At 70.6% G+C, this 24,955-nt stretch carries 16 protein-coding genes and 1 tRNA gene; 10 read left to right on the top strand and 7 right to left on the bottom strand.

Annotation, left to right across the window (positions count from 1 at the left end; all coding sequences use genetic code 11):
* Positions 1 to 28 precede the first annotated feature (28 nt).
* Together M9917_RS01560 and proB are read right to left on the bottom strand one after the other, a co-directional pair.
* Complete coding sequence (locus M9917_RS01560) at positions 29 to 1,270, bottom strand: glutamate-5-semialdehyde dehydrogenase (protein WP_297254665.1); 1,242 nt, start codon at positions 1,268 to 1,270, stop codon at positions 29 to 31.
* Positions 1,271 to 1,348: 78 nt separating this feature from the next.
* Positions 1,349 to 2,473, bottom strand: a complete 1,125-nt coding sequence (proB, locus tag M9917_RS01555) for a glutamate 5-kinase (RefSeq protein WP_297250553.1) — start codon at positions 2,471 to 2,473, stop codon at positions 1,349 to 1,351.
* A 308-nt stretch (positions 2,474 to 2,781) separates the two neighbouring features.
* Between proB and M9917_RS01550 the strand changes: the two genes are divergently transcribed.
* The 6 genes from M9917_RS01550 (at position 2,782) to M9917_RS01525 (ending at position 8,029) form a co-directional block, all read left to right on the top strand.
* Positions 2,782 to 3,156: a DUF6481 family protein gene (locus M9917_RS01550; protein ID WP_297250552.1), complete on the top strand. Its 375-nt coding sequence runs from the start codon at positions 2,782 to 2,784 to the stop codon at positions 3,154 to 3,156.
* Positions 3,157 to 3,347: 191 nt separating this feature from the next.
* Positions 3,348 to 3,908: a sigma-70 family RNA polymerase sigma factor gene (locus M9917_RS01545; protein WP_297250551.1), complete on the top strand. Its 561-nt coding sequence runs from the start codon at positions 3,348 to 3,350 to the stop codon at positions 3,906 to 3,908.
* Between the two features lie 48 nt (positions 3,909 to 3,956).
* Positions 3,957 to 4,649, top strand: a complete 693-nt coding sequence (locus tag M9917_RS01540; RefSeq protein WP_297250550.1) for an anti-sigma factor — start codon at positions 3,957 to 3,959, stop codon at positions 4,647 to 4,649.
* Between the two features lie 51 nt (positions 4,650 to 4,700).
* The gene (locus M9917_RS01535; RefSeq protein ID WP_297250549.1) at positions 4,701 to 6,176 is read left to right on the top strand and encodes a S8 family serine peptidase; all 1,476 of its coding nucleotides are present in this window, start codon (positions 4,701 to 4,703) and stop codon (positions 6,174 to 6,176) included.
* A gap of 45 nt (positions 6,177 to 6,221) precedes the next feature.
* Positions 6,222 to 7,376 carry a glycosyltransferase gene (locus tag M9917_RS01530; RefSeq protein ID WP_297250548.1) on the top strand — a complete coding sequence of 385 codons (1,155 nt, stop codon included), beginning with the start codon at positions 6,222 to 6,224 and terminating at the stop codon, positions 7,374 to 7,376.
* Positions 7,373 to 8,029 carry a class I SAM-dependent methyltransferase gene (locus tag M9917_RS01525; RefSeq protein ID WP_297250547.1) on the top strand — a complete coding sequence of 219 codons (657 nt, stop codon included), beginning with the start codon at positions 7,373 to 7,375 and terminating at the stop codon, positions 8,027 to 8,029. The genes M9917_RS01530 and M9917_RS01525 overlap by 4 nt, the downstream gene beginning before the upstream one ends.
* Before the next feature lie 10 nt (positions 8,030 to 8,039).
* On the opposite strand, the gene M9917_RS01520 is transcribed toward M9917_RS01525, so the two are convergent.
* Complete coding sequence (locus M9917_RS01520) at positions 8,040 to 9,536, bottom strand: globin-coupled sensor protein (protein ID WP_297250546.1); 1,497 nt, start codon at positions 9,534 to 9,536, stop codon at positions 8,040 to 8,042.
* A gap of 406 nt (positions 9,537 to 9,942) precedes the next feature.
* Between M9917_RS01520 and M9917_RS01515 the strand changes: the two genes are divergently transcribed.
* Both M9917_RS01515 and M9917_RS01510 read left to right on the top strand, forming a co-directional pair.
* Positions 9,943 to 11,022 (top strand): efflux RND transporter periplasmic adaptor subunit, encoded by a 1,080-nt coding sequence (locus M9917_RS01515; protein ID WP_297250545.1) that lies wholly within the window; start codon positions 9,943 to 9,945, stop codon positions 11,020 to 11,022.
* Positions 11,023 to 11,034: 12 nt separating this feature from the next.
* Positions 11,035 to 14,124, top strand: coding sequence for an efflux RND transporter permease subunit (locus tag M9917_RS01510; RefSeq protein ID WP_297250544.1), 3,090 nt, complete (start codon positions 11,035 to 11,037; stop codon positions 14,122 to 14,124).
* A gap of 6 nt (positions 14,125 to 14,130) precedes the next feature.
* Here the strand turns inward: M9917_RS01510 and pbpC are convergent, their stop codons facing one another.
* On the bottom strand, positions 14,131 to 16,284 hold the full coding sequence (pbpC, locus tag M9917_RS01505) for a penicillin-binding protein 1C (protein WP_465246310.1): 2,154 nt from the start codon (positions 16,282 to 16,284) through the stop codon (positions 14,131 to 14,133).
* Between the two features lie 70 nt (positions 16,285 to 16,354).
* Entirely contained in the window at positions 16,355 to 21,607 is a 5,253-nt protein-coding gene (locus M9917_RS01500; protein WP_297250543.1) for an alpha-2-macroglobulin family protein, read from the bottom strand.
* A gap of 204 nt (positions 21,608 to 21,811) precedes the next feature.
* Between M9917_RS01500 and M9917_RS01495 the strand changes: the two genes are divergently transcribed.
* Positions 21,812 to 23,200, top strand: coding sequence for a peptidoglycan-binding protein (locus tag M9917_RS01495; protein WP_297250542.1), 1,389 nt, complete (start codon positions 21,812 to 21,814; stop codon positions 23,198 to 23,200).
* A 1-nt stretch (position 23,201) separates the two neighbouring features.
* Here M9917_RS01495 and M9917_RS01490 read toward each other — a convergent pair whose 3' ends face one another.
* Both M9917_RS01490 and M9917_RS01485 read right to left on the bottom strand, forming a co-directional pair.
* Complete coding sequence (locus M9917_RS01490) at positions 23,202 to 23,948, bottom strand: enoyl-CoA hydratase-related protein (protein ID WP_297250541.1); 747 nt, start codon at positions 23,946 to 23,948, stop codon at positions 23,202 to 23,204.
* A 162-nt stretch (positions 23,949 to 24,110) separates the two neighbouring features.
* Positions 24,111 to 24,195: transfer RNA gene (locus M9917_RS01485), tRNA-Leu, on the bottom strand.
* 140 nt (positions 24,196 to 24,335) lie between these two features.
* Between M9917_RS01485 and M9917_RS01480 the strand changes: the two genes are divergently transcribed.
* Positions 24,336 to 24,947, top strand: coding sequence for a YqaA family protein (locus tag M9917_RS01480; RefSeq protein WP_297250540.1), 612 nt, complete (start codon positions 24,336 to 24,338; stop codon positions 24,945 to 24,947).
* Positions 24,948 to 24,955 lie beyond the last annotated feature (8 nt).

The following is a 24,955-nucleotide window of genomic DNA, read 5'->3' as shown; positions in this document are numbered from 1 at the left end:
GCAGCCGGGGAGGCGCGCTCGTCATGCCTCAGGGGCGGGTCTGGCCCGCGCCGTGGACGCGGTACTTGAAGGAGCAGAGCTGCTCGACGCCGACGGGGCCGCGTGCATGCATGCGCCCCGTGGCGATGCCGATCTCGGCACCGAAGCCGAACTCGCCGCCATCGGCGAACTGGGTCGAGGCGTTGTGGACGACGATGGCCGAATCGACCTCGGCCAGGAAGCGGGCGGCGGCGTCGGCGTCGGCGGTGACGATCGCATCGGTGTGGTGCGAGCCGTAGCGCTCGACATGGTCGATCGCGGCGTCGAGGTTTCGCACGGTCTTCACCGCGATGATCCGGTCGAGATATTCGCTCGCCCAGTCCTCCTCGGTCGCGGCGGTCACGCGGGGATCGACGGCGCGCGTCGCCGCGTCGCCGCGCACGGCGCAGCCGGCATCGAGCAGGGCCGTGACGAGCGGGGCGAGATGCGTGCCGGCGCAAGTCTCGTCGACCAGCAGCGTTTCGGCCGCGCCGCAGACGCCGGTGCGGCGCAGCTTGGCGTTGAGCAGGATCGCGCGGGCCATGGCGAGGTCGGCTTGCGCATGGACATAGACATGGCAGTTGCCGTCGAGATGGGCGAAGACCGGCACGCGCGCCTCGCTCTGGACGCGGGCGACGAGGCTTTTTCCGCCGCGCGGGACGACGACGTCGATCGCGCCGCCAAGGCCTGAGAGGATTTCGCCCACGGCGGCGCGGTCGCGCGTCGGCACCAGCTGGATCGCGTCGGCCGGCAGGCCGGCGGCTTCCAGCCCCTCGCGCATGGCGGCGGCGATCTCGGTGGCGGAGCGGAAGGAATCCGAGCCCGCCCGCAGGATCGCGGCATTGCCGCTCTTCAGGCAGAGCGCGCCGGCATCGGCCGTGACGTTGGGGCGGCTCTCGAAGATCACGGCGATGACGCCGAGCGGCGTCGCGACGCGCTCGAAGCGCAGGCCGTTCGGCCGCGACCATTGCGCCAGCACCCGCCCGAGCGGATCGGGCAGGCTCGCGACCTCGGCGACGGCGTCGGCGATGGTCGCAAGGCGCGTCTCGTCGAGGGCGAGGCGATCGATGAAGGACGCGCTCAGGCCCGCCGCCTTGCCGTCCGCGAGGTCCTGCGCATTGGCGGCGAGGATGCGGGGCGCGCGGGCGCGTAAGGCGTCCGCCATGGCGATGAGGGCGGCGTTGCGCTGTTCGGTAGGGGCGAGCGCGACCTTGCGGGCCGCGGCACGGGCGCGCCGGCCGACCTCCTGCATGACGGCGCCGATATCCTGACCGGCCCCGTTCGTCGCGATGATGCGCAATGCGCCGTCGCCCGTCATGTCGACCTCTTCCTAACCTTGTCCGAGCGCCATGTCGTCCCGGTGGATCATCTCGGCGCGGCCGGGATGGCCGAGCACCGCCTCGATGTCGCGCGAGGCCTTGCCGAGGACCAGCGCAGCCTCGCCCGCATCGTAGGAGACGAGGCCGCGGCCGAGCAATCGTCCCTCGGGATCGCGGATCAGCACCGCGTCGCCGCGCGCGAACTCGCCCTCGATGCGGGCGACGCCGACCGGCAGGAGGCTCGCGCCGCCGCTGAGCGCGCGGGCCGCGCCGGCATCGACATGGAGCGTGCCGCGCGGCTCCAGGGAGCCGGCGATCCAGGTCTTGCGGGCGGTGGCGGGCGTCGAGGCGGTGAGGAACCAGGTGCAGCGCCCGCCTGCGGCGACCGCCGCGAGCGGGTTCTTGGCGCGCCCGTCGGCGATCAGCATGTGGGTGCCGCCGGCCGCCGCGATCTTGCCGGCCTCGATCTTGGTGCGCATGCCCCCGCGCGACAATTCGGAAGCCGCGCCGCCGGCCATGGCGTCGATCCCGGGCGTGATGCGCTCGACCACCGGGATGTGCCGGGCGTCGGGGTCCTTGTGGGGCGGGGCGGTATAGAGCCCGTCGATATCGGAGAACAGCACCAGAAGGTCGGCGCCGGCCATGGTCGCGACGCGGGCGGCGAGACGGTCATTGTCGCCATAGCGGATCTCGGTGGTGGCGACGGTGTCGTTCTCGTTGATGACGGGCACGGCGCGCAGGTCGAGCAGGCGGCCAAGCGTCGCGCGCGCGTTGAGATAGCGGCGGCGCTGCTCGGTATCGGCCAATGTCAGCAGCACCTGGCCGGCGGTGAGGTCGTGGGCGCTGAGCGCCTCGGCCCAGTGGCGGGCGAGCGCGATCTGGCCGACCGCCGCCGCCGCCTGGCTTTCCTCCAGCCGCAACGGGCCCGACGGCAGGCCGAGCACCGTGCGCCCGAGCGCGATCGCGCCGGAGGAGACGACGAGCAGGTCGGCGCCGCGCCGGTGCAGATCGGCGAGGTCCTCGGCCAGTGCCGCGAGCCAGGCATGGCGCAGCCGGCCGCGGCTCCGGTCGACCAGCAGGCTGGAGCCGACCTTGACGACGATGCGGCGGAAATCGGAAAGCAGGGGCGTCTTCACGTGAAAGCACGGCGTTGTTGCGGGCGGTCCTCCTGCCTGTTGGGGAAAACGCCGCGCTTGTAAAGCGCCGCGGCATATCTGGGCCGCCGCATTGACAGGGACGGGCCGGCCGACCATATCCCGGCTTCAGGCCCGATTGGCGCCGTTGCATGCGTTTTCGGCGTGCGGCATGGGGGAGCTGCCGGCTCGATAAGCGCTGGAAGCGGGGCTGCCGCGCGTCGATTTCGATACCAATCCGCCCCGATCTGGATTACTTCGCCCGCGCGGACCGTTTGATGTGTCCGTAACAACACGAGAGAAGACCACCCTTGAAGAACCCGAACGACCGCAGCTTCACCGACCGCCAGTCCAACTCCGCCAATGCCAAGAAGGCGCTGCTCGAGCGCTTCAAGGCCCGGCCGAAGGCCGACGACCCGGTGATGGTGCAGCGACGCGCGGAGCGGGAAGCCATCGCCGCGGCGCGCGCCGAGCGCGAAGCCGAGAAGGCGAAGATCCGGGCCGAGAAGGAGCGCCTGGAAGCGATCGAGCGCGCGCGCATCGAGGAAGAGAAGCGCCAGGAAGAGCTCGCCCGCGAGGCCGCCCGCAAGGCGGAGCAGGCCAAGCGCGACGCCGAGCGTCCGCGCAAGGTGCTGCTGGAAGCCGTGCAGTACATGCAGATGCGCTCGGCCGGCAAGCGCCGCTGAGGCCTGTTTCCCGCAATCCGTGAATGCGATCTGGGGCGCCGCGAGCGCCCCTTTTCATTTTGCTTAACCGTGAAGACGAGCCCTATCGGCAAATCCGCCCGCCCGGATTAATGTGCGCGCCGGATTGAACCTTCTTCCCGCTCGCCGCGACCAATGGGTGCGAGTCGGGATGCCTGGCCTTTCGAGGGGCGATGCATACGGAAACGGACGAGGATCTCGTCAAGCGGATCGCTTCGGGCGACCGGCTCGCGATGAAGGTGCTGTTCTCGCGGCATCAGGTGCGGGTCTACCGTTTCGTGCTGCGGCTCGTCCGCGACGAGACGCTTGCCGAGGATGTGATCAGTGACGTGTTCATGGATCTCTGGCGACAGGCCGATCGCTTCGAGGCGCGTGCCTCGGTCGCGACCTGGCTCACGGCCATCGCCCGCAACAAGGCCTGGTCGCTGCTGCGCAAGCGCCGCGACGCCGAGCTCGACGAGGATTACGCCGAAAGCCTCGAGGACGACGCCGACGGCCCCGAGGTCGTGCTCCAGAAGCAGGACAAGGGTCTCGCCATCCGCGCCTGCCTCGAGCGGCTCTCGGCCGAGCACCGCGAGGTCATCGACCTCGTCTATTATCACGAGACCTCCGTCGAGGAGGCCGCGCGGATCGTCGGCATCCCCGAGAACACCGTCAAGACGCGGCTGTTCCACGCCCGCAAGAAGCTGGGCGAGATGCTCAAGGCCGCCGGCATCGACCGTGGCTGGCCGTGAGGCTGTGACTTTCACCAGGCGCGGCCCCGCCGCCCGAGGAGTGGCGTGATGAACGACAGCATCGTGAGCGATAGTGAGCGCCGCGCGCTCGAGGAGCTCCTGCCCTTCTACGCCACCGGCCGGATCTCGGACACCGACAGGCGCCGTGTCGAGGCCGCGCTCTCCGGCGATGCCGGGCTTGCCGCGCAGTTGTCTCTGATCCGCGACGACAGGACCGAGACGGTCCTGCTCAACGAGAGCCTGGGCGCGCCCTCGCCGCGGGTTCTCGACCGGCTGATGGCCGGCATCGAGGCCGAAAGCCGCCCGGCGCCGCTGATGGCGCGCGCCACGGAGACCGGCCGCGGCCTTCTGGGCTGGCTCGGCGGGCTTCTGGCCGCGCAGCCGCCGCGCCGCCTCGCCTATGCCAGCGCCGCCGCGCTCGCGCTGATCGCGGTGCAGGGCGTGGCGATCACCGGTCTTGCGCTGCGCGAGGGCGGCGCCGGCTTCCAGACCGCCTCGGTGCCGGGCATGCGGCCCTCGGAAAGCTATGTGCTGCTGAGCTTCGCGCCCGAGGCCAAGGCCGGCGAGATCGCCTCCTTCTTCAAGCGCTTCGACGCCTCGGTGGTCGACGGGCCGCGCGCCAACGGCTTCTTCAAGGTGCGCGTCGGCGACGCCTCCCTCTCCTCCGCTGAGCTCGATGCGATCGCGGCGCGGATGAAGGGCGAGAGCGCCATCGTCTCCTTCGTCGCGCCGGCACCGTGACCCGGCAGCCGCGCCATGGCATGATGTCGCCGCCGCAGGAGCTTTGAGGCCGTGCCGTTCCCGCTCGCTCGTCGGAAGAGATCCTGGATCCGGTGCCTCGTCGGCGCCGGCCTGCTCGCTTGCGCGCTTTCGCTGCTGCCGGGGCCGGCGCTCGCCCAATCCGCCGGCGACGGCAGGCGCGCCGCGCCGGCCGCGAAGCCGCAGCCTTCCGCCGGCGGCGGCGGCGTCAACCGCTCGATGCGCGTGCCGCCCGGCGCCTGGCTCCAGCCGCGCACGCAGCGCAGCGTGGTTCCGGCCCCGGACGAGACCCGCTTCGTCCCCGACGAGGTGCTGTTCGAGCTCGCGCCGAACGCCGAGGCGGATGTGGTCCTGCGCCGCTATGGCGCGACGCTGATCGCGAGCCAGCGCTTCGAGCTCGCCGGCGTCACCGTGATCCGCGCCCGGATCGAGCCGGGGCGCGACCTGCGCGCCGTGCTGACGCAGATGGGCGACGACAGCAGCATCGCCGGGGCACAGCCGAACTTCCTGTTCGAGCTGCAACAGGACCCCCTTTCCCGCGTCAGCCTGCCGGCGGGGGCGGAGACCGCCTCCTCGGGAGAGACCGCCCAGGCGCCGGCGCCGAGCCTGCGGCTGGGCGATCCGGCCGTGGCGACGCGCGGCGCCGCCGCGGTCAGGCGCATCCTGCCGCCGCAATACGTCGTCGAGAAGCTGCGCCTCGCCGAGGCCGCCAAGCTGGCGCAGGGGCGCGGCGTCCGGGTCGGCCTGATCGATTCGGGCGTGGACATGGAGCATCCCGAGATCAGGGGCTCGGTGCTGGGCTATCTCGACGCGATCGACGGGCTGGCGACGCCGCATGCGCACGGCACCTCGATGGCCACCGCGATCGTCGCGCACGGCGAATTGCAGGGCGTCGCCCCGGCGGCGCGCCTCGTCGTCGCCCGCGCCTTCGGCGGCCCGCAGGCGACCTCCGCCAACGGCAAGTCGTTCCAGATCGTGACGGCGCTGGAATGGCTCGTCCAGCAGCGCGCCAGGGTGGTCAATCTCAGCTTCGCCGGCCCGCAGGACCGCCTGCTCTCGAAGGCGCTGGCCGGCGCGAAGGGGCGCGGCGTGATCGCGGTCGCGGCGGCGGGCAACGGCGGCAGCCGGGCGGCCCCGCTCTATCCCGGCGCCGACGCGAACGTCATCGCCGTGACGGCGACCGACGCCGAGGACAAGGTCTTCTCCGAGGCCAATCGCGGCAGCTACGTCGCGGTCGCGGCGCCGGGCGTCGACGTGCTGACGGGCGAGCCCGGCGGGCGCTACGCCTTCACCTCCGGCACCTCGATCGCCGCCGCCCATGTCTCGGGGCTGATCGCGCTCCTGCTCGAAAAGCAGCCTGAGCTCGATTCGGACGGCGCGCGCCGGGTGCTCGGCGAAAGCGCGGCGGATCTCGGCTCGCGCGGGCGCGATCCCGTCTACGGCGCCGGACGGATCGATCCTCCGGCCGCTCTCGCGCGGGTGCTGCCGGTCGCGACCGCGCGGCCCTGAGCCGCGAGCACTTGACCTTCGCCCTCGCATCGGCCTGATGGCGCGATGCCGCGCCCGAAACTCCTGTTCGTCATCACCGAAGACTGGTTCTTCGTCTCGCATTTCCTGCCGATGGCGCGGGCCGCGCGCGAGCTCGGCTTCGACGTCGCGGTGATCGCGCGCGAGCGCAACCACCGGCGCGCGATCGAGGCGACGGGCGCCCGGCTGATCGGGCTCGAAGCGGAGCGGCGCAGCCTCGATCCCCGCGCGCTGTTCAAGCAGGTCATGGCGCTGAAGCGCCTGATCGCGGCGGAGAAGCCCGACATCCTGCATTGCATCGCGCTGAAGCCGATCGCGCTCGCCGGGCTCGCCGGCAAGCTCGCGGGCGTCGACGCCCGCGTCTATGCGCTGACCGGGCTCGGCTTCCTCGGCGCCAGGCAGGGCGCGCTCGCGGCGGCCGCGCGCTTGGCGGCGAGGCTCTGGCTGCGTGGCGCCATCGACGGCCCGCAAGTCCGCTTCCTGTTCGAGAACCCGGACGATCCCGCGACGCTCGGGCTCGATCCGCAGGATGCGGCGAAGGTCGCGATCGTCGGCGGCGCCGGCGTCGATCCGCTGATCCTGATGCCCGCGCCGCAGCCGCCCGCCCCGCCGCTCAAGGTCGCGCTGGTCGCGCGCATGCTCTGGTCCAAGGGCGTCGATCTTGCCGTCGAGGCGGTCGGCCTCGCGCGTGCCGGGGGGGCGCAGGTCGAGCTTACCATCCATGGCGCGCCCGATCCGTCCAATCCGAAGGCCATTCCCGAGGCGACGCTGGCGGAATGGGCGGCGCGGCCGGGCATCGCCTGGGCCGGGCCGACGCGCGACATCGAGGGCGTGTGGAAGGGCCATCACCTCTGCATCCTGCCCTCGCGCGGCGGGGAGGGCCTGCCGCGCACCATCCTCGAGGCGGCGGCCTGCGGCCGGGCGATCCTGACCACCGACGTACCGGGCTGCCGCAGCTTCGTCCGCGAGGGGCAGGACGGCATGGTGGTGCCGGCGGGCGACGCGGCCGCGCTCGCCAAGGCGCTGACGATCTTCGCCCGCGCGCCGGGCCTTGCCGAGCGCATGGGCGCGAGCGCCCGCGCGCGCCTGATCGACGGCCATACCGAGCGCGACGTGATGAACGCGGTGAAGGCGCTTTATCTCGGCCTCATCGGCCGCTCCGCGCCGGATGCCGCGGCATGAAGGCCGAGGCCGGCTTCGACCGCGGCGCCTTCATCCGGGCGCAGACCCGGCTCCTGCCGGTGCCGCATGCCCCGGAGATCTCGCTCCACGTCGCCGAGGAGGCGACGGAGCTCTGGCAGAAGACCGAGGAAGAGCTCGCCGTGATCGGTCTGCCGCCGCCGTTCTGGGCCTTCGCCTGGGCCGGCGGGCAGGCGCTGGCGCGCCATCTCATCGACAATCCGGGGATCGTCGCCGGGCGCCGGGTGCTGGACTTCGCCTCCGGCTCCGGCCTCGTCGCGATCGCGGCGGCGAAAGCGGGCGCGGCATCCGTCGAGGCCTGCGATATCGACGCCTTCGCGGTGGCGGCGATCGGCATCAACGCCGCCGCCAACGCCGTCGCGGTGACGCCGCGCTCGGAGGACCTGATCGGCCGCGACGAGGGCTGGGACGTCGTCTGCGCCGGCGACGTCTGCTATGAGCGGGAGATGGCCGAGCGGGTGGTCGACTGGCTTTCCGGGCTCACGGCGCGGGGCGCGGCCGTGCTGATCGGCGACCCCGGCCGCAGCTACCTGCCGAAGGCTCGGCTTGAGGCCATCGCGACCTACGAGGTGCCGGTGACGCGGGCGCTGGAGGATGCCGAGATCAAGCGCAGCTCGGTCTGGCGGCTGCGCTAGATCGCTGCGTTCAGGCCGCGCGCCGCCCGATGCCGCCCTGCTCGGTCCGGAAGGCCGCGACCAGCCGGTTGAGCTGCTCGATCTGGTCGAGCAGCAGGCGGGCGGAGGCGGCGCTTTCCTCGGCCAGCGCCGCGTTCTGCTGGGTTATCTCGTCCATGTGGCTGACGGTCTGGCTCATCTCGTCGATGCCGTTGGCCTGCTCGCCGGAGGCCGAGGCGATCTCCTCGACCGTGCTGGAGACCTTGGCGGAGGCTGCGACGATCCGGTCCAGCGTCTCGCCGGCCTGGCGGACGAGCTTGACGCCCTCCGCGACCTCGGCATCCGAGGAGGAGATCAGGCCGGTGATGTCCTTCGCCGCCCCTGCCGAGCGCTGGGCCAGCGCCCTGACCTCGGCCGCGACCACGGCGAAGCCGCGCCCGGCGTCGCCGGCGCGCGCGGCTTCGACCGCGGCGTTCAGCGCGAGCAGGTTGGTCTGGAAGGCGATGCCGTCGATCACGTCGGTGATCTCCGAGATCCGCTTCGAGGCGCCCTCGATCCGCGCCATCGCGTCGACCGCGTCGCGGACGATGTCGCCGCCGGTGCGCGCGACGTTTGCCGCCTCGTCGGCGAGCGAGACGGACTGGCGCGACGCCAGGTTCGAGGTCTTGACGGAAGCCGCGAGCTGCTCGGTCGTCGCCGCGCTCTCCTCCAGCGCCGAAGCCTGCTGCTCGGTGCGCATCGAGAGGTCCTGCGCGCCGGTGCTGATCTCCTGCGAGGAGGAGGCGATCGCCGCCGAGGTCGCCTTGATGGTGCCGACTATCTCCTGCAGGCGCTCCATCGCCGCGTTGAAATGGTCGCGGATACCGGCGTATTCGGCCGGGATCTCGGCGCTCATGCGATAGGTCAGGTCGCCCTCGGCGAGCGCCGCCATGCTCTCGCCGACGCAGGCGATCGCCTGTTCGCGCTGGGCCGTCTTGGCCTGCTCCATGGCGCGGGCCTCGCTCTCGGCCTTCAGCCGCGCTTCCTCCGAGGCTTCCAGATAGATCGTGATCGCATAGTCCATGTCGAGCATCGCGGCCTTGACGATGGCGCCGATCTCGGCGGAGCGCTCGGCGGCGCCGGGCATGCGCTTGCCCAGCGCGTTCTTCGGCCAGCGCGCCGCCAGCACGCCGGCGAGCAGCTTCTCGAGCACCAGCGCATAGCCGCCGATGTACCAGCGCGGCTCGAGGCCGATGCGGGCATGGATCCGCCCGACCTTGGTGACGGCGTCGACATAGCGCTCGTCGAACTGGCCTGTGGCGATGACGCCCCAATGCTTGCCCTGGCGCTGCTTGGCGCTGTCGAGATGCTGTTCGCTGCCGAAGAACGCCATTGTCTCGGGAAAGCCGCGCAACTGCGTATAGAAGGCATCGAGCGCCTCGGGGATGGCCGTGCTCAACGCGTCGTTGACATCGCGGATGCGGGCCTGCGCTTCCGGTCCGAGCTGCATGAAGGCGAGCCGCCTGGCGAGATGATCCCCTGCCGACATCGATAGATTCCCAGCAATCGACGGCATCCGGGCCGCCCGGGAGCATTCATCCGTCAATAAGGTTAACAACCTATAAGGGTATTGTTGATCTGGCTCGAATTCTACGGGAGCCGGCCATGGGGGCTGCGCATCCGGGTCCCCCCCCGTAAAGCCGGTCAACGTTTCCGTGAGGGCGGCGCAAATCGCCTTGAAGAGAACTTCCTTATCAGCGAAATGATTATAGATCGTTGCTTCGAAACACCCGCGAGGGCGAGGTCGGCGGCGGCGCGGCAGCGTTCGGCGGGGGAGGCGGTCGGGTTGGTTCGAGGGGGACGGCGTCGGCCGGCTTTCGCGCCCATCCGGCCTCTTATCAAATGAGGCTGCCCGGTCTAAGAGATTTCGCGCGGTATTCGGAGCGTCCGGACTTATGAAGCGGTTTGCCATTCTCGTTCTGGTCGCTGCCGTCGCGGGCGGTGGCTATTATGCCTACCGCAACCAGCATGCCGGCACCGAGCAGGCCCGGGCGGGCGCGGTCTCCGGGCCGCGCGCCGTGCCGGTGGAGGTGGCGTCGGTGGAGCTGATGACCGTCAGCGAGGAGGTCGAGGCGCTGGGCACGCTCGCCGCCGACGAATCCGTGGTGATCGCCCCCGAGATCGCCGGGCGCGTCATTTCGCTCGGCTTCAAGGAGGGCGAGCCGGTCAAGATCGGGCAGGCGCTGGTCAAGCTCGACACCGCGATCCTCGATGCCGAGCTCAAGCAGGCCCAGGCCGATCTGGGCCTTGCCCGCGACACCCATGAGCGCCTGCGCGCGCTGGTGCAGCGCGGCTCGGGCACGCAGGTCGCGCTCGACGAGGCGGCCGCCAAGCTCGCCTCGAGCGAGGCGCGCATCCAGCTCGCCAAGGCCAGACTCGCGCAATCGACCATCGTGGCGCCGTTCAACGGCGTCGTCGGCCTGCGCTCGGTCGGCGTCGGCGACTATGTCTCGGTCGGCAAGCAACTGATCACGCTGACCAGCATCGACCCGATCAAGATCGATTTCCGCGTGCCCGAGATCTATCTCAGCCGCCTCAAGGTCGGCCAGCCGGTGCAGATGCGGGTAGACGCGGTGCCGGAGCGCAGCTTCCAGGGGCAGATCTACGCGATCGACCCGGTGGTCGACGTCAACGGCCGGGCGATCCGCCTGCGTGCCGCGATCCCCAACGCGGATCTCGCGCTCAAGCCCGGCCTGTTTGCCCGGCTCGCCATCACCATCGACCAGCGCGAGAACGCGATCGTGGTGCCGGAGATGGCGGTGGTGCCGGATGCGGTCGGCAAGATGGTCTACATCGTCGAGAACGGCAAGGCGAAGCGCCTGAGCGTCGAGCTCGGCAAGCGCCTGCCTGGCAAGGTCGAGATCGTCGGGGGCCTGAAGCCCGACATGCAGATCATCACCGCCGGTCAGATGCGGCTGCGCGACGGCGCTACCATCGCGATCAAGGACAAGGTCGTCCGGACGAGCCGGATCTAGGAACAGACCCTCATGAGCCTGTTCGAACTCTTCGTCCGCCGGCCCGTTCTCTCGACGGTCATGAGCCTGCTCGTGATCCTGATCGGCATCGTCTCCTATGGCCGCCTGACGGTGCGCGAATACCCGAATATCGACGAGCCGATCGTCTCGGTGCGCACCGATTATCGTGGCGCTTCGGCCGAGATCATCGAGACGCAGGTGACGCAGATCCTGGAGAACTCGATCGCCGGCATCGAGGGCATTGAGATCATCTCCTCGACCAGCCGCCAGGAGCGCTCGTTCATCCAGGTGCGCTTCCGGCCGGACGTCGATCCCGACGTCGCCGCCTCCGACGTGCGCGACCGCGTCAGCCGCGTGCGCAGCCGTCTGCCCGACGAGATCGACGAGCCGGTCATCGCCAAGGTCGAGGCCGATGCGCAGCCGATCCTCTATCTCTCGCTGACCAGCTCGCGCCACGGGCCGCTCGAGCTCACCGATTTCGCCGACCGCTTCATCTCGGACCGGGTCCAGAACGTGACCGGCGTGGCGGAGGTGCGCATCCTCGGCCAGCGCCAATATGCGATGCGCATCTGGCTCGATCGCGCCCGCATGTCGGCCTACGGCATCACCGTCCAGCAGATCGAGGCGGCCGTCCGGGCGCAGAACGTCGAGATCCCGTCCGGCCGGATCGAGAGCAACGACCGCGAATTCACCGTGCTGTCGCAGACCAGCATGACCACGCCGGAGGAATTCAGCGAGATCGTCGTCAAGGACGCCAACGGCTTTCCCGTCAAGCTGCGGGACATCGCCAAGATCGAGCTCGGAGCGCGCGAGGAGCGCAACGCCGCCTGGTTCAAGGGCACGCCCTCGGTGACGATCGGCATCGTCAAGCAGGCGACGGCGAACCCGCTCGACGTCTCGGCCGGGATCGAGGAGGCGCTGCCGGGCATCATCGAGGACCTGCCGCAGGGCATGTCGATCGCCAAATCCTACGACACCTCGGTCTTCATCGACCGCTCGATCAAGGCGGTCTACCGGACGATCATCGAGGCGATCGCGCTCGTCGTGCTGATCATCTTCCTCTTCCTGCGCTCGGTGCGCGCGACGCTGATCCCGCTGGTGACGATCCCGGTTTCGCTGATCGGCTCGTTCGGGCTGATGTACGCGTTCGGCTTCACCGTGAACACGCTGACGCTGCTTTCGATGGTGCTCGCCATCGGCCTCGTCGTCGACGACGCCATCGTGGTGCTGGAGAACGTGCACCGCCATATCGAGAACGGCATGAAGCCGACGCAGGCCGCGGTCCGCGGCATCAACGAGATCGCCTTCGCCGTGGTGGCGATGACGCTGACGCTGGTCGCGGTCTATGCGCCGATGGCCTTCTCGACTGGGCGCACCGGCAAGCTCTTCATCGAGTTCGCGCTGACGCTGGCAGGCGCCGTGCTGGTCTCCGGCTTCGTCGCATTGACGCTGACGCCGATGATGTGCGCCAAGCTCCTGCGCCATCACGACAAGCACAACTGGCTCTACAACCTGCTGGAGCGTGGCTTCCAGGGGTTGTCGCGCGGCTACAAGGCGTCGTTGCGCGCGGCCTTGTCGGTGCGCCCGCTCGTCGTGCTGCTGGCGCTGGGCGTCGCAGGCTCCGGCTATTACTTCTTCACCCATCTGCGCGCGGAGCTGGCGCCGGTGGAGGATCGCGGCACCATCAGCGCCTCGGGCGTCTCGCCCGAGGGCGCGACCTTGTCCTTCACCGCCGACTATGCCCGCCAGGTCGAGGAGTATTTCAGCAAGATCCCGGAGGTCGAGACCTATCTCGTCATCGTCGGCTTCCCCGACGTGACGCGCGCCGTCGGCTTCGCCCGGCTCAAGCCCTGGGAGGAGCGCGAGCGCAAGCAGCAGGACCTCGTCGCCGAGATCAACAGGGGGCTGTCGCAGATTCCCGGCATCCGCCTCTTCGCCACCAATCCGGCCTCGCTCGGCCAGGGCAATGCCAACAGCAAGCCGGTCGAGTTCGTGCTGCGCTCCTCGGAGCCCTATGCGCAGATCAGGGCCTATGTCGACCAGCTCATGGCCGAGGTCGGCAATTCGCCGGTGCTGACCAATCTCGACACCAACCTCATCCTCGACAAGCCGCAGATCAAGGTCACGATCGACCGGCAGCGCGCCGCCGATCTCGGCGTCGGCGTCGATATCATCGGCCGCACCATGGAGACGCTGCTCGGCGGGCGGCAGGTGACGCGCTTCAACATGAACAGCAAGCAGTACGACGTCGTGCTCCAGGTCGAGGGCGCGGAGCGCAATACCCCGCAGGCGCTGCAATCGATCTACCTGATGGGCCGCGGCGGCGCGGTCGTGCAGCTCTCCAGCCTGGTCAAGGTCGAGGAGACGGTCGCGCCCAAGGAGCTCGTCCGCTTCAACCAGCTGCGCTCGGCGACAGTGACCGCGATTCCCGCGCCGGGCTATTCGCTCGGCGACGCGCTGAAGGTGCTGGAGGAGGGGGCGGCGCGCGTGCTGCCGAATTCGGTGCAGGTCGATTATTCCGGCCAGAGCCGCGAGTTCAAGCAGTCTGGCGCCTCGATCTTCATCGTCTTCCTGCTGGCGCTGGGCTTCATCTATCTGGTGCTGGCGGCGCAGTTCGAGAGCTTCGTCGATCCGGTCGTGATCATGGTCTCGGTGCCGCTCTCGCTCACCGGCGCGCTCGCTGCGCTCTATTTCACCGGCGGGACGATGAACGTCTACAGCCAGATCGGCCTGATCACGCTGGTCGGGCTGATCACCAAGCACGGCATCCTGATCCTGGAGTTCACCAACCAGCTGCGCGAGGAGGGCAAGGAGACGCTCGACGCCCTCGTCGAGGCGGCGGAATTGCGCCTGCGGCCGATCCTGATGACCACGGGTGCGATGGTGCTCGGCGCCCTGCCGCTGGCGCTCGCCCATGGCGCCGGCGCGGAAAGCCGCTCGCAGATCGGCTGGGTCATCGTCGGCGGCATGAGCTTCGGCACGCTGCTGACGCTCTATGTCGTGCCGGTCGCCTACAGCTACCTCGCCCGCAAGGTCCACGGCTCGCGCCACGCCCCGCATGACGAGGCGCATGGCACGGCCCATCCCGCCCCGGCGGAGTAGCGCCCGCTACTGCAGCCTCACCGAGACGCTTTCGCTCGCCCCGGTCGCATCGACGACCGAGATGCGCAGGAAACCCTTGCTGGACGGGCGCCATTGCGTCTCGCGGCGGCGCTGTGGCGCGGTCACCGGCGTGCCGTCGACCAGCCAGGTATAGGGCGGGGCGCCGCCGGCGGCCTTGAGGTTGAGCCGGCCGTCGCCGTCGAGTGCGGCGGCGGAGAGGTCGATGCGGGCGCCGTCCGGCGGGAAGGCGAGCTTCAGCGCCGGTGTCGCCATCGCCGTCACGGTCTTGGGCACGTCCTGCCTGAGATGCCTGAGCGGCGGCGGCAGATGGCCGGTGCTGGCGACGATCGCATCCGCCGGCCGCGGGAAGGGACGCGGGTCGATGCCGAGCCGGGCGAAGGCGTCGAACAGGATCGGCGCGGCGACGGCCCGCCCGACGAGACCGGGCACGGCGCCGTTGTCGGCCCGGCCGACCCAGACGCCGATCGTGTGCCTGCGGTCGAAGCCGACCGCCCAGGCGTCGCGATAGCCATAGGACGTGCCGGTCTTGTAGGCGATGCGGCCGGGCGGGGCGTTGAGCGGCGGCGGCGCGCCGATGAGCGTATCGGCGACATACCAGGCGGCGACGGGATCGACGAGGCGCGGGGCCGGGCTGTTGTCCGGCATCGCCTGCGGCCGGATGCGCAGCGGCACCGTCGCGCCACCGCGCGCCAGCCCGACATAGGCGCGCGTCAGGTCCTGGAGCGTGATGCCGAGCCCGCCGAGCCCGACGGCGAGACCGGGCGCGCCGCTTTCCTTCGGCAGGGCTATGGTGATCCCGGCATCGCGCAGCCGCGAGAGGAAACGCTGCGGCCCGAGCGCGGAGAGCAGCTCGACCGCCGGCACGTTGAGCGAGAGCTGGAGCGCCTTGCGGGCGCTGACCATGCCCTGGAAGGTCATGTCGAAATTCTCCGGCGTGTAGATGCCGTAGCGGGCCGGCCGGTCCTCCAGCATCGTCTCGGGATGGGCGATGCCGTTGTCGAAGGCGAGCGCGTAGATGAAGGGCTTCAGCGCCGAGCCCGGCGAGCGCAGCGCCCGCGTCAGGTCGAGCGCGCCCGCCCGCTCGGCCGCGAAATAATCGACGCCGCCGACCGAGGCGCGGATCTCGCCGGTCTCGTTGTCGACGGCGAGGATCGCGATCGAGACCTGGGGGTTGAGGCCGAGGCTGCGTTCGCGCGCCAGCCCCTCGAGCGCGGCTTGCAGCCGCGCATCGAGCGAGAGCCTGTGGACGCTGAGCCTCGGCGCCTCCGCCACGGCCTGCTCGGCGACATGCGGGCTCAAGGCGGGGAAGGGGTGGCGCATCGCGGGGATCGGCTCGGCGCGGGCGGCGGCGATCTCTCCCGGCGTGGCGAGGCCGGCCTGTCCGATCCGCTCCAGCACGCGCTCGCGCGCCTTGCGGGCGGCCTTGGCGAAGCGGTCGGGCCGGCGGGTCTCGGGCGATTGCGGCAGGGCGACGAGCAGGGCGGCTTCCGCGGTCGAAAGCCGTTTTGGCTCCTTGCCGAAATAAGCGAAGCTCGCGGCGCGCACGCCTTCGAGATTGCCGCCGAAGGGAGCGAGCGTCAGATAGAGGTCGAGGATGCGGGCCTTGTCGAAGCGCCGCTCCAGCTCGATGGCGCGCACCGCCTGCCGGAGCTTGGCGGCAAGCGTGCGCTCCGCGCGCGGTTCGAGCAGGCGGGCGACCTGCATGGTCAGCGTCGAGCCGCCGGAGACGACGCGGCCGTTCGCCAGCATCTGGCCGGCGGCGCGCAGAAGCCCGAGCGGGTCGATGCCGGGATGGGCGTCGAAGCGCTTGTCCTCATAGGCTTTCAGCATGGCGAGATAGCGCGGATCGACGTCCTCGCCGGTGACGGGCAGCTTCCAGCGCCCGTCGGCGGTGAGGAAGGGGCGCAAGAGCCTGCCCTCGCGGTCGAGCACCACGGCCGAGCGCTCGGCGGCGGCGGAGAGGTCGAGCGGCGGCAGGGAGCGGATGTAGAGGGCGAGAGCCGTGGCTCCTGCCACGACCGAGACGGCCAGAACGCCGGCCGCGATCTTCAGCTTGCGAAACCGTCGCGGCCGCTCCCCTTCTCCCCTCGGGGGAGAAGGTGGCAGCGCGAAGCGCTGACGGTTGAGGGCGGCCCTCACCCCGTCCCTCTCCCCCGAGGGGAGAGGGGGCTCCGTCGTGCCCGGTCGTTCGGACTGCGCGCTCACGGCCTCACCGTGCCGACGAGATCTCCACCGTGCCGAAGCCGGTGCGGCCGAAGCGGTCGGGCCGGTACATGTCCTCGATCACGGCGGCGGGCGAGACGTAGCGGCCGGGCGAGACCGCCCGCGCGATATAGGCGACGGTGTAGGAGAGCTTGTCGCTCTTCGCGCCCGAGCGCTCGAAAGCGGCGACGAAGCGGTCGTCGCGCGATTCGGTATGGACCGGCGAAACCTCCTGGTTCAGCCAGTCGAGGCCTGCGGTCGAGGCGCCCTCCGTCAGGTTGGCGTTCTCGATCTCGAGCCCGGCCGGCACCGGATCGACCAGCAGCAGCCGGCCATAGCGCGAGGCGGGTTCCGTTACGGTCAGCGCCACGACATAGCGCTCGTTCTGGCGCAGCCGCGCCGGATCGGCCCGTTCGCCCGTCATCGTGTAGATCACGCGCTCCAGCCCGAAACCCTGGTTGAGCGCCGGCTCCGGCGCGGTCGGGATGCCGGCGACCGTGATCACCGCCTGCGCGCTGGCGGCGCCCGGATTGGCGATGGTCATGGGCTTGCCCTCCAGCGCCGCGGCCGGGAGCGTGCGGTAGAGGGCGCCCTTGCGGGCGGCCCCGTCGACCGTCAGCGTCATGCCCTCGGCATCCTTGGCCATGGCCTGCGCCGCCAGCACCATCCACATCTGCTCCTGCGTCGAGGTGTAGCGGCTGCTGCCCCGTACCGCGTCGAGGACGGAGATGGCCCGCGCGATATCGGCGCGCTCGCCGTTCGATTCCGCGATCAGCGCGAGCACGCCCGCGCCGTCGCGCAGCCGCGAGCCGTAATCGGGCCGCGACAGCCCGTCGTCGCTCACCGTCTGGAACAGGCCAAGCGCGCTGCCGAAGGCGGCGCGGCCACGGCCGCGGTCGCCGAGCGCCGAGAGCGCGGCGCCGATCTGAGCGCGGGCGAGCGGCGTCGCGAAATCGCCGAGCTTGTTGTCGGCGAGGTAGCGCAGATCGCCCATCACCGGCCGGCCGTTGCGGGCCAGCACATAGAGCGCATAGGCGATGCCTGCCGCCTCCTCCTTGGCGATCTCGCCGGTGTTGACGACCTGGTTGCGCAGGCGGTCGAGCGCGAGGTTGAAAGCGATCTGCGGCACGGCGAACTGCTTCTCGCGGGCCCGCGTCAGGAAGTCGGTGACGAAGGCGTCGAGCCATAAATCCTCGCCGCCGACGCCCCAGAGCCCGAAGGAGCCGTTGCCGCCCTGGCGGGCGAGCACGCGCTCGATCGCGTTCTGGACGCGCTCGTCGGCCGTGTCGTCGAGGGAAAGCTGCTCCAGCGAGGCGAGCTGGTTGACCGCGAGCAGCGGCAGCGCGCGCGAGACCGTCTGCTCGGTGCAGCCATAGGGGTAGCGGTCGAGCGCCTTGAGCAGGGCCGGCACGTCGAGCGAGGCGAAGGGCGAGACCGTCACCGAGACTTGCCCTGAATCCGGCACGAGGTCGGCCAGGAGGTCGGCGGAGACGGTGATCGCGCCGCCATTGCCGGGGATGGCGCGCACGATCCGGCGTGCGATCGTCGAAGCCGAGGGCTGCACGCGCACCGCGAGGTTCTGCACCGTGCCGATCCCGTTCGGCCCGCTGACCCGCACGTCGAACTCGGCGCGGCCGAGGCCGGCGGCGGTGACCGGGATCGTCATCTGCGTCTTGGCGCCGGCACCGAGCTGCATGGTGCGGCGGGTGGCGTCCGCGGCGACGAGCACCGGCCCCTTCACGTCGAGATCGACGGTATAGGCGCCGGCCGGCCCCTCGACATTGTCGATCTGGAGATGGAAGCGCGACTGGTCGCCGATGGCGAGGAAGCGCGGCAGCGTCGCCTGGGCGACGACCTGGTCGCGCACGATCACGTCGGCGCTGGCCGCGCCGGTGCGCCCGGCCGACCAGGCGACGCCCATGACGCGCACCGTGCCGTTGAAGGCGGGCAGGTCGAAATCGATCCTGGCGGTCCCGTCGGCTGCGACTTTCACCACGCCGGAATAGCGGGCGAGCGGCTCCTGTGTCGGCTTCTCGCCTTCCATCTGGGGGGCGCCGTCGCCGCCGGTGCGGATCGCGCCGCGCGTGCCCTGCATGCCGTCGATCAGAAGCCCGTAGAGGTCGCGCAGCTCATGGCCGAGCTGGCGCTGGCCGAAGAAGAATTGGCTCGGATCGGGGCTCTCGTAGCGGGTTAGGTTGAGGATGCCGACATCGACGGCGGCGAGCGTCACGAAAGCTTCTTCGCCCGGCTTCATGCCGGAGACCTTGACCGGCAGCGACAGGCTCGAGAGCGGCCGCACGAGCTGCGGTGCGTTAAGGTCGAGCGCGAGCGTGCGCGTCTCCTTGCCGATCTGGAACCAGGACAAGCCGATGGCGCGGCCTGGCAGGCGCTTGGCGGCGGCGTCCATCGGGCGGTGGGCGAGCACGACGAGATAGGCGCCGGCACCCCATTCCGCCTTGACCGGGATCGAGGCGCCGGTGCCGCCCTCGGTAATGTCGATGGTGCGGATATCGGCGACCTTGTCGGTGACGACCGCGAGCGTCGCCTTGCCGGAAAAGCGCGGCGAGAGGCGGACCTGCAGGCTCTCGCCATCGGCATAGGCCGCCTTGTCGAGCGCGACGTCGAGCACGTCGGGCGTATCGGCCGTCTTGTCGCTCTCGTAGCCGACGCTGAACGAGACCGAGGTTTCCGCCGCCTCGGCACCATCCGAGGTCACGTCGAGGCGGTAATTCCCCCATTCGACTGGCGCGGCGATCTTCGCAGCCGCAGCTTCCGCGACCGCGATCTCGCCATCGGCGACGCGGCGGGTGGTCTTGACGCCCTCGTAATTCCAGCGGCCGTCCTGGAAATACCATTGGTAGTTGCGGCGCACTTTCGAGAGCACCCATTTCACGCCGGGGCGGCTGAGCCGCTTGCCGTCGCCGCTCGCCAAGATCACGTCGAAGCTCGCGGTCTCACCGTTGCCGAGGTCGCCGTCGCGGAACAGCTTCCTCACGCCGATGGCGGCGCCCTTGGGCACGATCGGCAGCGTCACCGAGCGGGCGATGGCGCGCCCGCCGGGCTCGCCGACGCGCACCGTCATCTCGACCTCGAGCGGGCGGTTGGTGTCGGGCCGCTCGACGGGGTTGGAGAGGCTCGCCTTGCCGGCGGCGTCGGTGGTGGCGCTCTCCTCGAACTCGCTCTGGACCGGCTCGAACTCCTCGTCGGTGAGGCCGACCTGATAGTCCTTGAAGCCGGGGATGGCGCTGGCCGCCGCGGCGCGGATCGTCATCGAGCCGGTGACGTCGAGCGCCGAGCCCGGCGCGCCGTAGAGATAGCGGGCGGAAACGTCGATCTCGGCCGGCTCGCCGGCCTGGAGCACGGGCGCCTTCGGCGCGAGCGTCAGCTCCAGCCGCTCGGGCACATAGTCCTCGACCAGGAAGGAGGTCTCGCCGATGGCCTGTCCCTTCGGATCGGCATAGGCGAGGACGCGCCAGGTGCCGGTCGCGGCGCCCGAGACGAGCTGGATCGAGTGGCTACGCCCGCCCGCGCCCTGGTCCTCGACCTGGCGGCGGCGGTATTCGACGCCGTCGGGGCGCTTGACCACGACGGTCAGCGGCAGGCCGGCGACGGCGGCGCCGCGCGGGTCGCGCAGCAGGGCGGTGAGATAGACCGTCTCGCCCGAGCGGTAGACGCCGCGCTCGGTATAGAGATAGGCGTCGAGGCCGGCGGGCGCGACGCGTCCCTTCACGCCGCGGTCGGAGAGGTCGAAGGCGGTCTGCTTCAGGTCGAGGAAGCCGTAATCCTCGGCGAGCGCGGCCGTGACGAGGCCCGGCGCATTGCCGCCCTGGCCTTTGGCCAGCCCCGCATCGAAGCGGGCATAGCCGTTGGCGTCGGTCTTCGCCGTGCCGAGCACCTCGTTGTTGCGGGCGATCAGCCTGAGTTCCGCATTGGCGACGGGCCTGGCGTCGGCGAGCGAGCGGGCGAGCACATGCACGCCGTCCGGCCCGGTGAAGGAGGTGAGCCCGAGATCGGAGACGACGAACCATTGCGTCGCCCTGGTCGAGCCGTCGTCGTAATCGCCGTCGTCGCCGGAGACTTGCGTCTGTGCCGGCCCGCCCGAGGGCTTGGCCAGCATCACATAGACGCCGGGCTTCAGGGCGCCGATCGCCTCCGTCACCGGGAAGGCGGTGATCACGTCCTGGTTGAGCTCGGACTTGACCTCCATCGTGCCGGTCCAGACTGTCTGGCCCTTGTCGCTGGCGATCTGCCTGGCGGACCAGGTGCCGATCTGGCCAAGGAAATCCTCGGAATGGACCGAATTGATCAGGTTGCGGTCGCCGATGCGCATGACCTCGAGGTCGAGCTTGTTCGCATTGACCGAGACCACCGGGATGCCCTGCTGACCGCTGCGCGGCAGCACGTAGTTCTTGCCGGTGAAGCGCACCGAGGGCGTGCGGTCGCGGATATAGATCTCGTAATCGGCCGATTTCAGCAGCGTCTCGTCGGGGATGGCGGAGGGCACGCCCTGGCGGATGACGATGCCGTAGCGCTCGCCGTGCCGGAGCCCGTCGACGCAGATCTCGCTGCCCTCGGCGCTGACGGCGAAATCCCCCTTGCCGCCGGAAATGGCGACATAGGGCGCGAAATCGACGCGGCCGCGCGCCAGCGCTTCCGAGAACTCGAAGCAGGCGCGCGGAGAGGCGGCGTCGGAATCGGTCTTGTTGCCGGTGAGCCGGAAGCCGCGCTTCTCGCGCAGGCTCTCATAGGATTTCTGCAACGCGGCATTGGCGGAAAGCTCGAGGCTCAGCCGATAGGCGGTGAGCGCCGGGCGCCAGTTCTGGTTCTTCTCGAAGATCTGTGCCAGCAGGCCGAGCGAGGCCGCCTCGTCGGCGCGGCTGGTCGCGCGCTGATAGGCGAGATAGGCGGCGCTGATGGCGCGTCCGCGCAATTCCCAGCGCTCGCGGTAGTCGCGCGGCTCGATCGCGTTGGCGGCCCGCGCCATCAGGCGCCAGCCGGCCGGGTTGGCCGAATCGGCGACGATCGCCGCATTGGCCTGGGGCAGGGCGGCGCGGGCGTCGCCGCGACCGAGCGCCGCCTCGCCGGTGCGGATTGCGTCCGCCGCGGAGCGGTTGCCGACCGCGACCTCGCGCTTGAGCTGTTCTTCCAGCCTCTGCCCGTCCGCGGCGAGGTCGGCGCGGACATAGGCTTTCTGGGCCAGCGCGGGCACAGCTGCGAGCGTCAGCGAGAGGGCGAGCGCGAGACGGGTGAGCAGGGTCATCGTCGTTCCTCTTCGTCGGCCGTGGCGGCGGGCCGATGACGGCGTGAGACGGGGCCGGCAGGCTATCACCGTGCCGCGTGCGTTCAAGTCATGCGAATGCAGGTCGTGCGGGATGGCCCTGGGGTAAATCTCGTCTGCCGGTTGCGGCGCGGTGCGTTCTGACGCTCAATGGGCCCGCTTCGCCCGCCTTCGAGGAGGAGATTCATGCCGCGCGCGCCTCTCTATCACCCGCGAACCGCGCTGCTGTGCGCCACCGCGCTCGTGCTCGCGCTCATCGCGGCGCCGCCGGCCGGCGCGCAGGCTCCCGCTGCCAACCCGCAGATGGCGGCGGCGCAGACAAGCTTCGAAGCCCTGCCCGAAGCCGAGCGCAAGGCGATCCAGGACGACCTGATCTGGGCCGGCCAGTTCAACGGCGCGGTCTCCGGCGCCTACGGGCCGCTGACCTTCCGCGCGATCAACGCCTTCAAGGGCCGGCGCGGCGCGCCCGACGGGGTGCTGGCGCCGGCCGAGCGGGCGGCGCTGGCCAGGGCCGCGCAGGCGGCGCGCGACGCGGCCGGGTTCCAGCTGCTGGCCGACGACAGGACCGGCGTCCGCATCGGTATTCCGACCAAGCTCCTGCCGAAACGCGGCGCGACGCCCGCAGGCGGCAGCCGCTGGCAGAGCGCCGACGAGAAGGTCACGCTCGATACCTCCGCCTCGCCCCCGGGCGAGGATCTCGCCGCGCTGTTCGAGAAGGCGATCGCCGTCAATCCGAACAGCCCGCGCAAGATCACCTACAAGCTCTTGCGACCGGATTTCTTCGTGGTCACCGGCGAGACGCCCGGCGGCCGGTTCTATCGCCGGCTCTCGACCGGACCGCAGGGCCTGCGCGGCTTCTCGATCGGCTACGACAAGGCGCTGGCGCCGAGCGTCGACAAGCTCGTGATCGCGATCGCGGCGAGCTTCGAGCCCTTCCCGGGCGCGGCCGCGCCGCCCGCCGTCGCCGGCCCGGCTCCGGCCGCGCGCGGCAACGAGCGCCATGGCGTCGCGCTCGCGCTCGACGAACGGACGGCGCTCGCCGCGTCGGCCTCGCTGGATGGCTGCCGCAGCCTGCGCGTCGGCGATCGCGTCGCGAAGCTGCGCTTGAAGGACGATGCGAGCGGGCTCGCGCTCGTCGATCTGGAGGGTGTCGGTGCCGCGAAGCCGCCGGGCCTGCGCGCCGAGGCGCCCGCCGCCGGCGAGGCGCTGGTGCTGGTCGCCTATGGCGCCGATGCCGGCGGGCGCGTGGCCCTGGCCTTGCCCGGCGAGGGTGCCCCGGCCGGGGCCAAGCCCGGGCTCAGGGCCCCGCTCCAGCCCGGGCAGGCCGGTGCACCGGCCTTCGACCGGCAAGGCCGCCTAGTCGGGATCGTGACCGAAAGCCCTTCCGACAAGCTCCTGATCGCCGGTGTCGCGCCGCAGCGCGGCTATGGGCTGGCCGATGCCGCCGCGATCCGGGCGCTCACCGGCAAGGCCGGCGTCTCGCTGCCGCCGGCGGCAGGGGGACCGGAGCTCAGCACCGGTGCCGTGGTCGAGCGGGTCTCCGGCGCCGTCCGGCCCGTCCTCTGCGGGCTCTAGCCTATTTCTTCAGGAAGGCGGCGAAGGCCGCCACGGCTTCCGGCGAGCTGAGGCGTTCGCCGAAATGGCGGGCCTCGGTCGCGATGGTCTCGGCTACCGCCTGCGCGGTGCCGCGCTTCATCAGCATCTTGGTCAGCGCAAGCGATTCCGGTGGCAGGGCGGCCAGGGCCTTGGCTTTCGCCAAGCCGGCTTCCAGCGCCGTGCCGTCTTCGACCACGGCGTTGACGAGGCCGGCGGCGGCGGCGGTTTCGGCGGCGAACGCTTCGCCGAGCATCAGGAGCTCCGCCGCCTTCTTCTGCCCCGCGGCAAGCGGCAGAAGATAGCTCGAGCCGCCTTCGGGGCACAGCCCGAGCGTGACGAAGGGCAGGCGGAACGTCGCCGAGCGGGCGGCGAAGGCGAGGTCGCAATGCAGGAGCATCGTCGTGCCGATGCCTACGGCGAAGCCCTCGACCGCCGCGACGATCGGCTTCGTCGCCGTCGCGATCGCCTCGAGGAAGTCGATTGCCGCGCGGGGGGCTTCGCCGGCCGCGGCGGCGGAGGCGAAATCCTTGATGTCGTTGCCGCTGGTGAAGCAGCCGCCGGCCCCGGTCAGCAGGATGGCGCGGATTTCGGCATCGGTCTCGGCGGCGGCGAGCGCCGCGATCAGCCCGGCATAGCTTTTCCGGTCGAGAGCGTTCCTGCGCTCGGGCCGGTTCATGGTGATCTGCACGACGCCGGCCGCGACGGTTTCGCTCAGCACTTCGCTCATCGGTGTGCTCCTGATTGCCCCTCCCGGATCGCATGGGCGTTGGCCGGGGGCAAGCGGAGCGAGGTCGAACCCAACGGGTTCGCAAGTGCGACCGCACGCCGGCCTGTCAGGCCGCCCCATCGGAACGGTGAGCGAAGCGAACACGCGCGAGATTATGGAAATTGGTGCCCCTGGCCGGGATCGAACCAGCACTCCTTGCGGAACTCGATTTTGAGTCGAGCGCGTCTACCAATTCCGCCACAGGGGCCCTTGCAGGCGGGCGGACTATAGCGATCGGTCGATGCCGGTCAATCGGCTCCGCGCTGCTTCCCGCCGGTTTCGGCGGCTGCGCTCGCAAGGCCATGCAAGCCGTTGCGTCACCGGGCTGCCCATGCTCTTAAGCGCGCCATGCTGAAGCGCCTCTATGAATGGACCATGTCGCTCGCCGCCAGGCCGCGCGCCGAGCGCTGGCTCGCCGCCGTCGCCTTCGTCGAAAGCTCCTTCTTCCTGATCCCCGCCGATGTGCTGTTCGTGCCGATGGCGCTCGCCCGGCCGCAGCGGGCCTATCGGCTGGCCTTCGTCGCGACCCTATTCTCGGTCCTCGGCGGCATCGCCGGCTATGCCATCGGCTACTACGCCTTCGAGGCGCTGGCGAAGCCGGTGCTGGAATTCTACGGCAAGCTTGGCGCCTTCGAGACGCTTCGTGCCTGCGCCGGACCGGATACGACGCTGATCCTGCTCACGACCTCGGGCCTCGCCCATCTGCCGCCGATCAAGGTGGTGACGATCCTGGCCGGCGCGGTGCATATCGGGCTCACCTTCTTCATCGTCTCCTGCGTGCTGGCGCGGGGCGCGCGCTTCTTCGCGCTCGCCTTCCTGCTCAGGCGCTATGGCGCCACCATCCGCCATTTCATCGAACGCCGCCTGAAGATCATCGCGGTCATCGGTGCCGCCGCGCTGATCCTGCTTTATTTCGGCCTCAAGCTGGTCGCAGGGTCGGGCCAGCTTCTCTCCTGTTGAGTCCTCCG

This window comes from Bosea sp. (in: a-proteobacteria) (assembly GCF_023953965.1).
Classification (GTDB): Bacteria; Pseudomonadota; Alphaproteobacteria; order Rhizobiales; family Beijerinckiaceae; genus Allobosea.
Note: the sequence above shows the minus strand (reverse complement) of the source record. Positions and strands in the feature narration are given on the sequence as shown.

Excerpts from the sequence above, each read along its gene's own strand:
- M9917_RS01560 (WP_297254665.1), bottom strand. The coding sequence starts at position 1,270 with ATGCAGGAGGTCGGCCGGCGCGCCCGTGCCGCGGCCCGCAAGGTCGCG.
- M9917_RS01545 (WP_297250551.1), top strand. The coding sequence starts at position 3,348 with ATGCATACGGAAACGGACGAGGATCTCGTCAAGCGGATCGCTTCGGGC.
- M9917_RS01540 (WP_297250550.1), top strand. The coding sequence starts at position 3,957 with ATGAACGACAGCATCGTGAGCGATAGTGAGCGCCGCGCGCTCGAGGAG.
- M9917_RS01530 (WP_297250548.1), top strand. The coding sequence starts at position 6,222 with ATGCCGCGCCCGAAACTCCTGTTCGTCATCACCGAAGACTGGTTCTTC.
- M9917_RS01525 (WP_297250547.1), top strand. The coding sequence starts at position 7,373 with ATGAAGGCCGAGGCCGGCTTCGACCGCGGCGCCTTCATCCGGGCGCAG.
- M9917_RS01520 (WP_297250546.1), bottom strand. The coding sequence starts at position 9,536 with ATGTCGGCAGGGGATCATCTCGCCAGGCGGCTCGCCTTCATGCAGCTC.
- M9917_RS01515 (WP_297250545.1), top strand. The coding sequence starts at position 9,943 with ATGAAGCGGTTTGCCATTCTCGTTCTGGTCGCTGCCGTCGCGGGCGGT.
- M9917_RS01510 (WP_297250544.1), top strand. The coding sequence starts at position 11,035 with ATGAGCCTGTTCGAACTCTTCGTCCGCCGGCCCGTTCTCTCGACGGTC.
- M9917_RS01500 (WP_297250543.1), bottom strand. The coding sequence starts at position 21,607 with ATGACCCTGCTCACCCGTCTCGCGCTCGCCCTCTCGCTGACGCTCGCA.
- M9917_RS01495 (WP_297250542.1), top strand. The coding sequence starts at position 21,812 with ATGCCGCGCGCGCCTCTCTATCACCCGCGAACCGCGCTGCTGTGCGCC.
- M9917_RS01490 (WP_297250541.1), bottom strand. The coding sequence starts at position 23,948 with ATGAGCGAAGTGCTGAGCGAAACCGTCGCGGCCGGCGTCGTGCAGATC.
- M9917_RS01480 (WP_297250540.1), top strand. The coding sequence starts at position 24,336 with ATGCTGAAGCGCCTCTATGAATGGACCATGTCGCTCGCCGCCAGGCCG.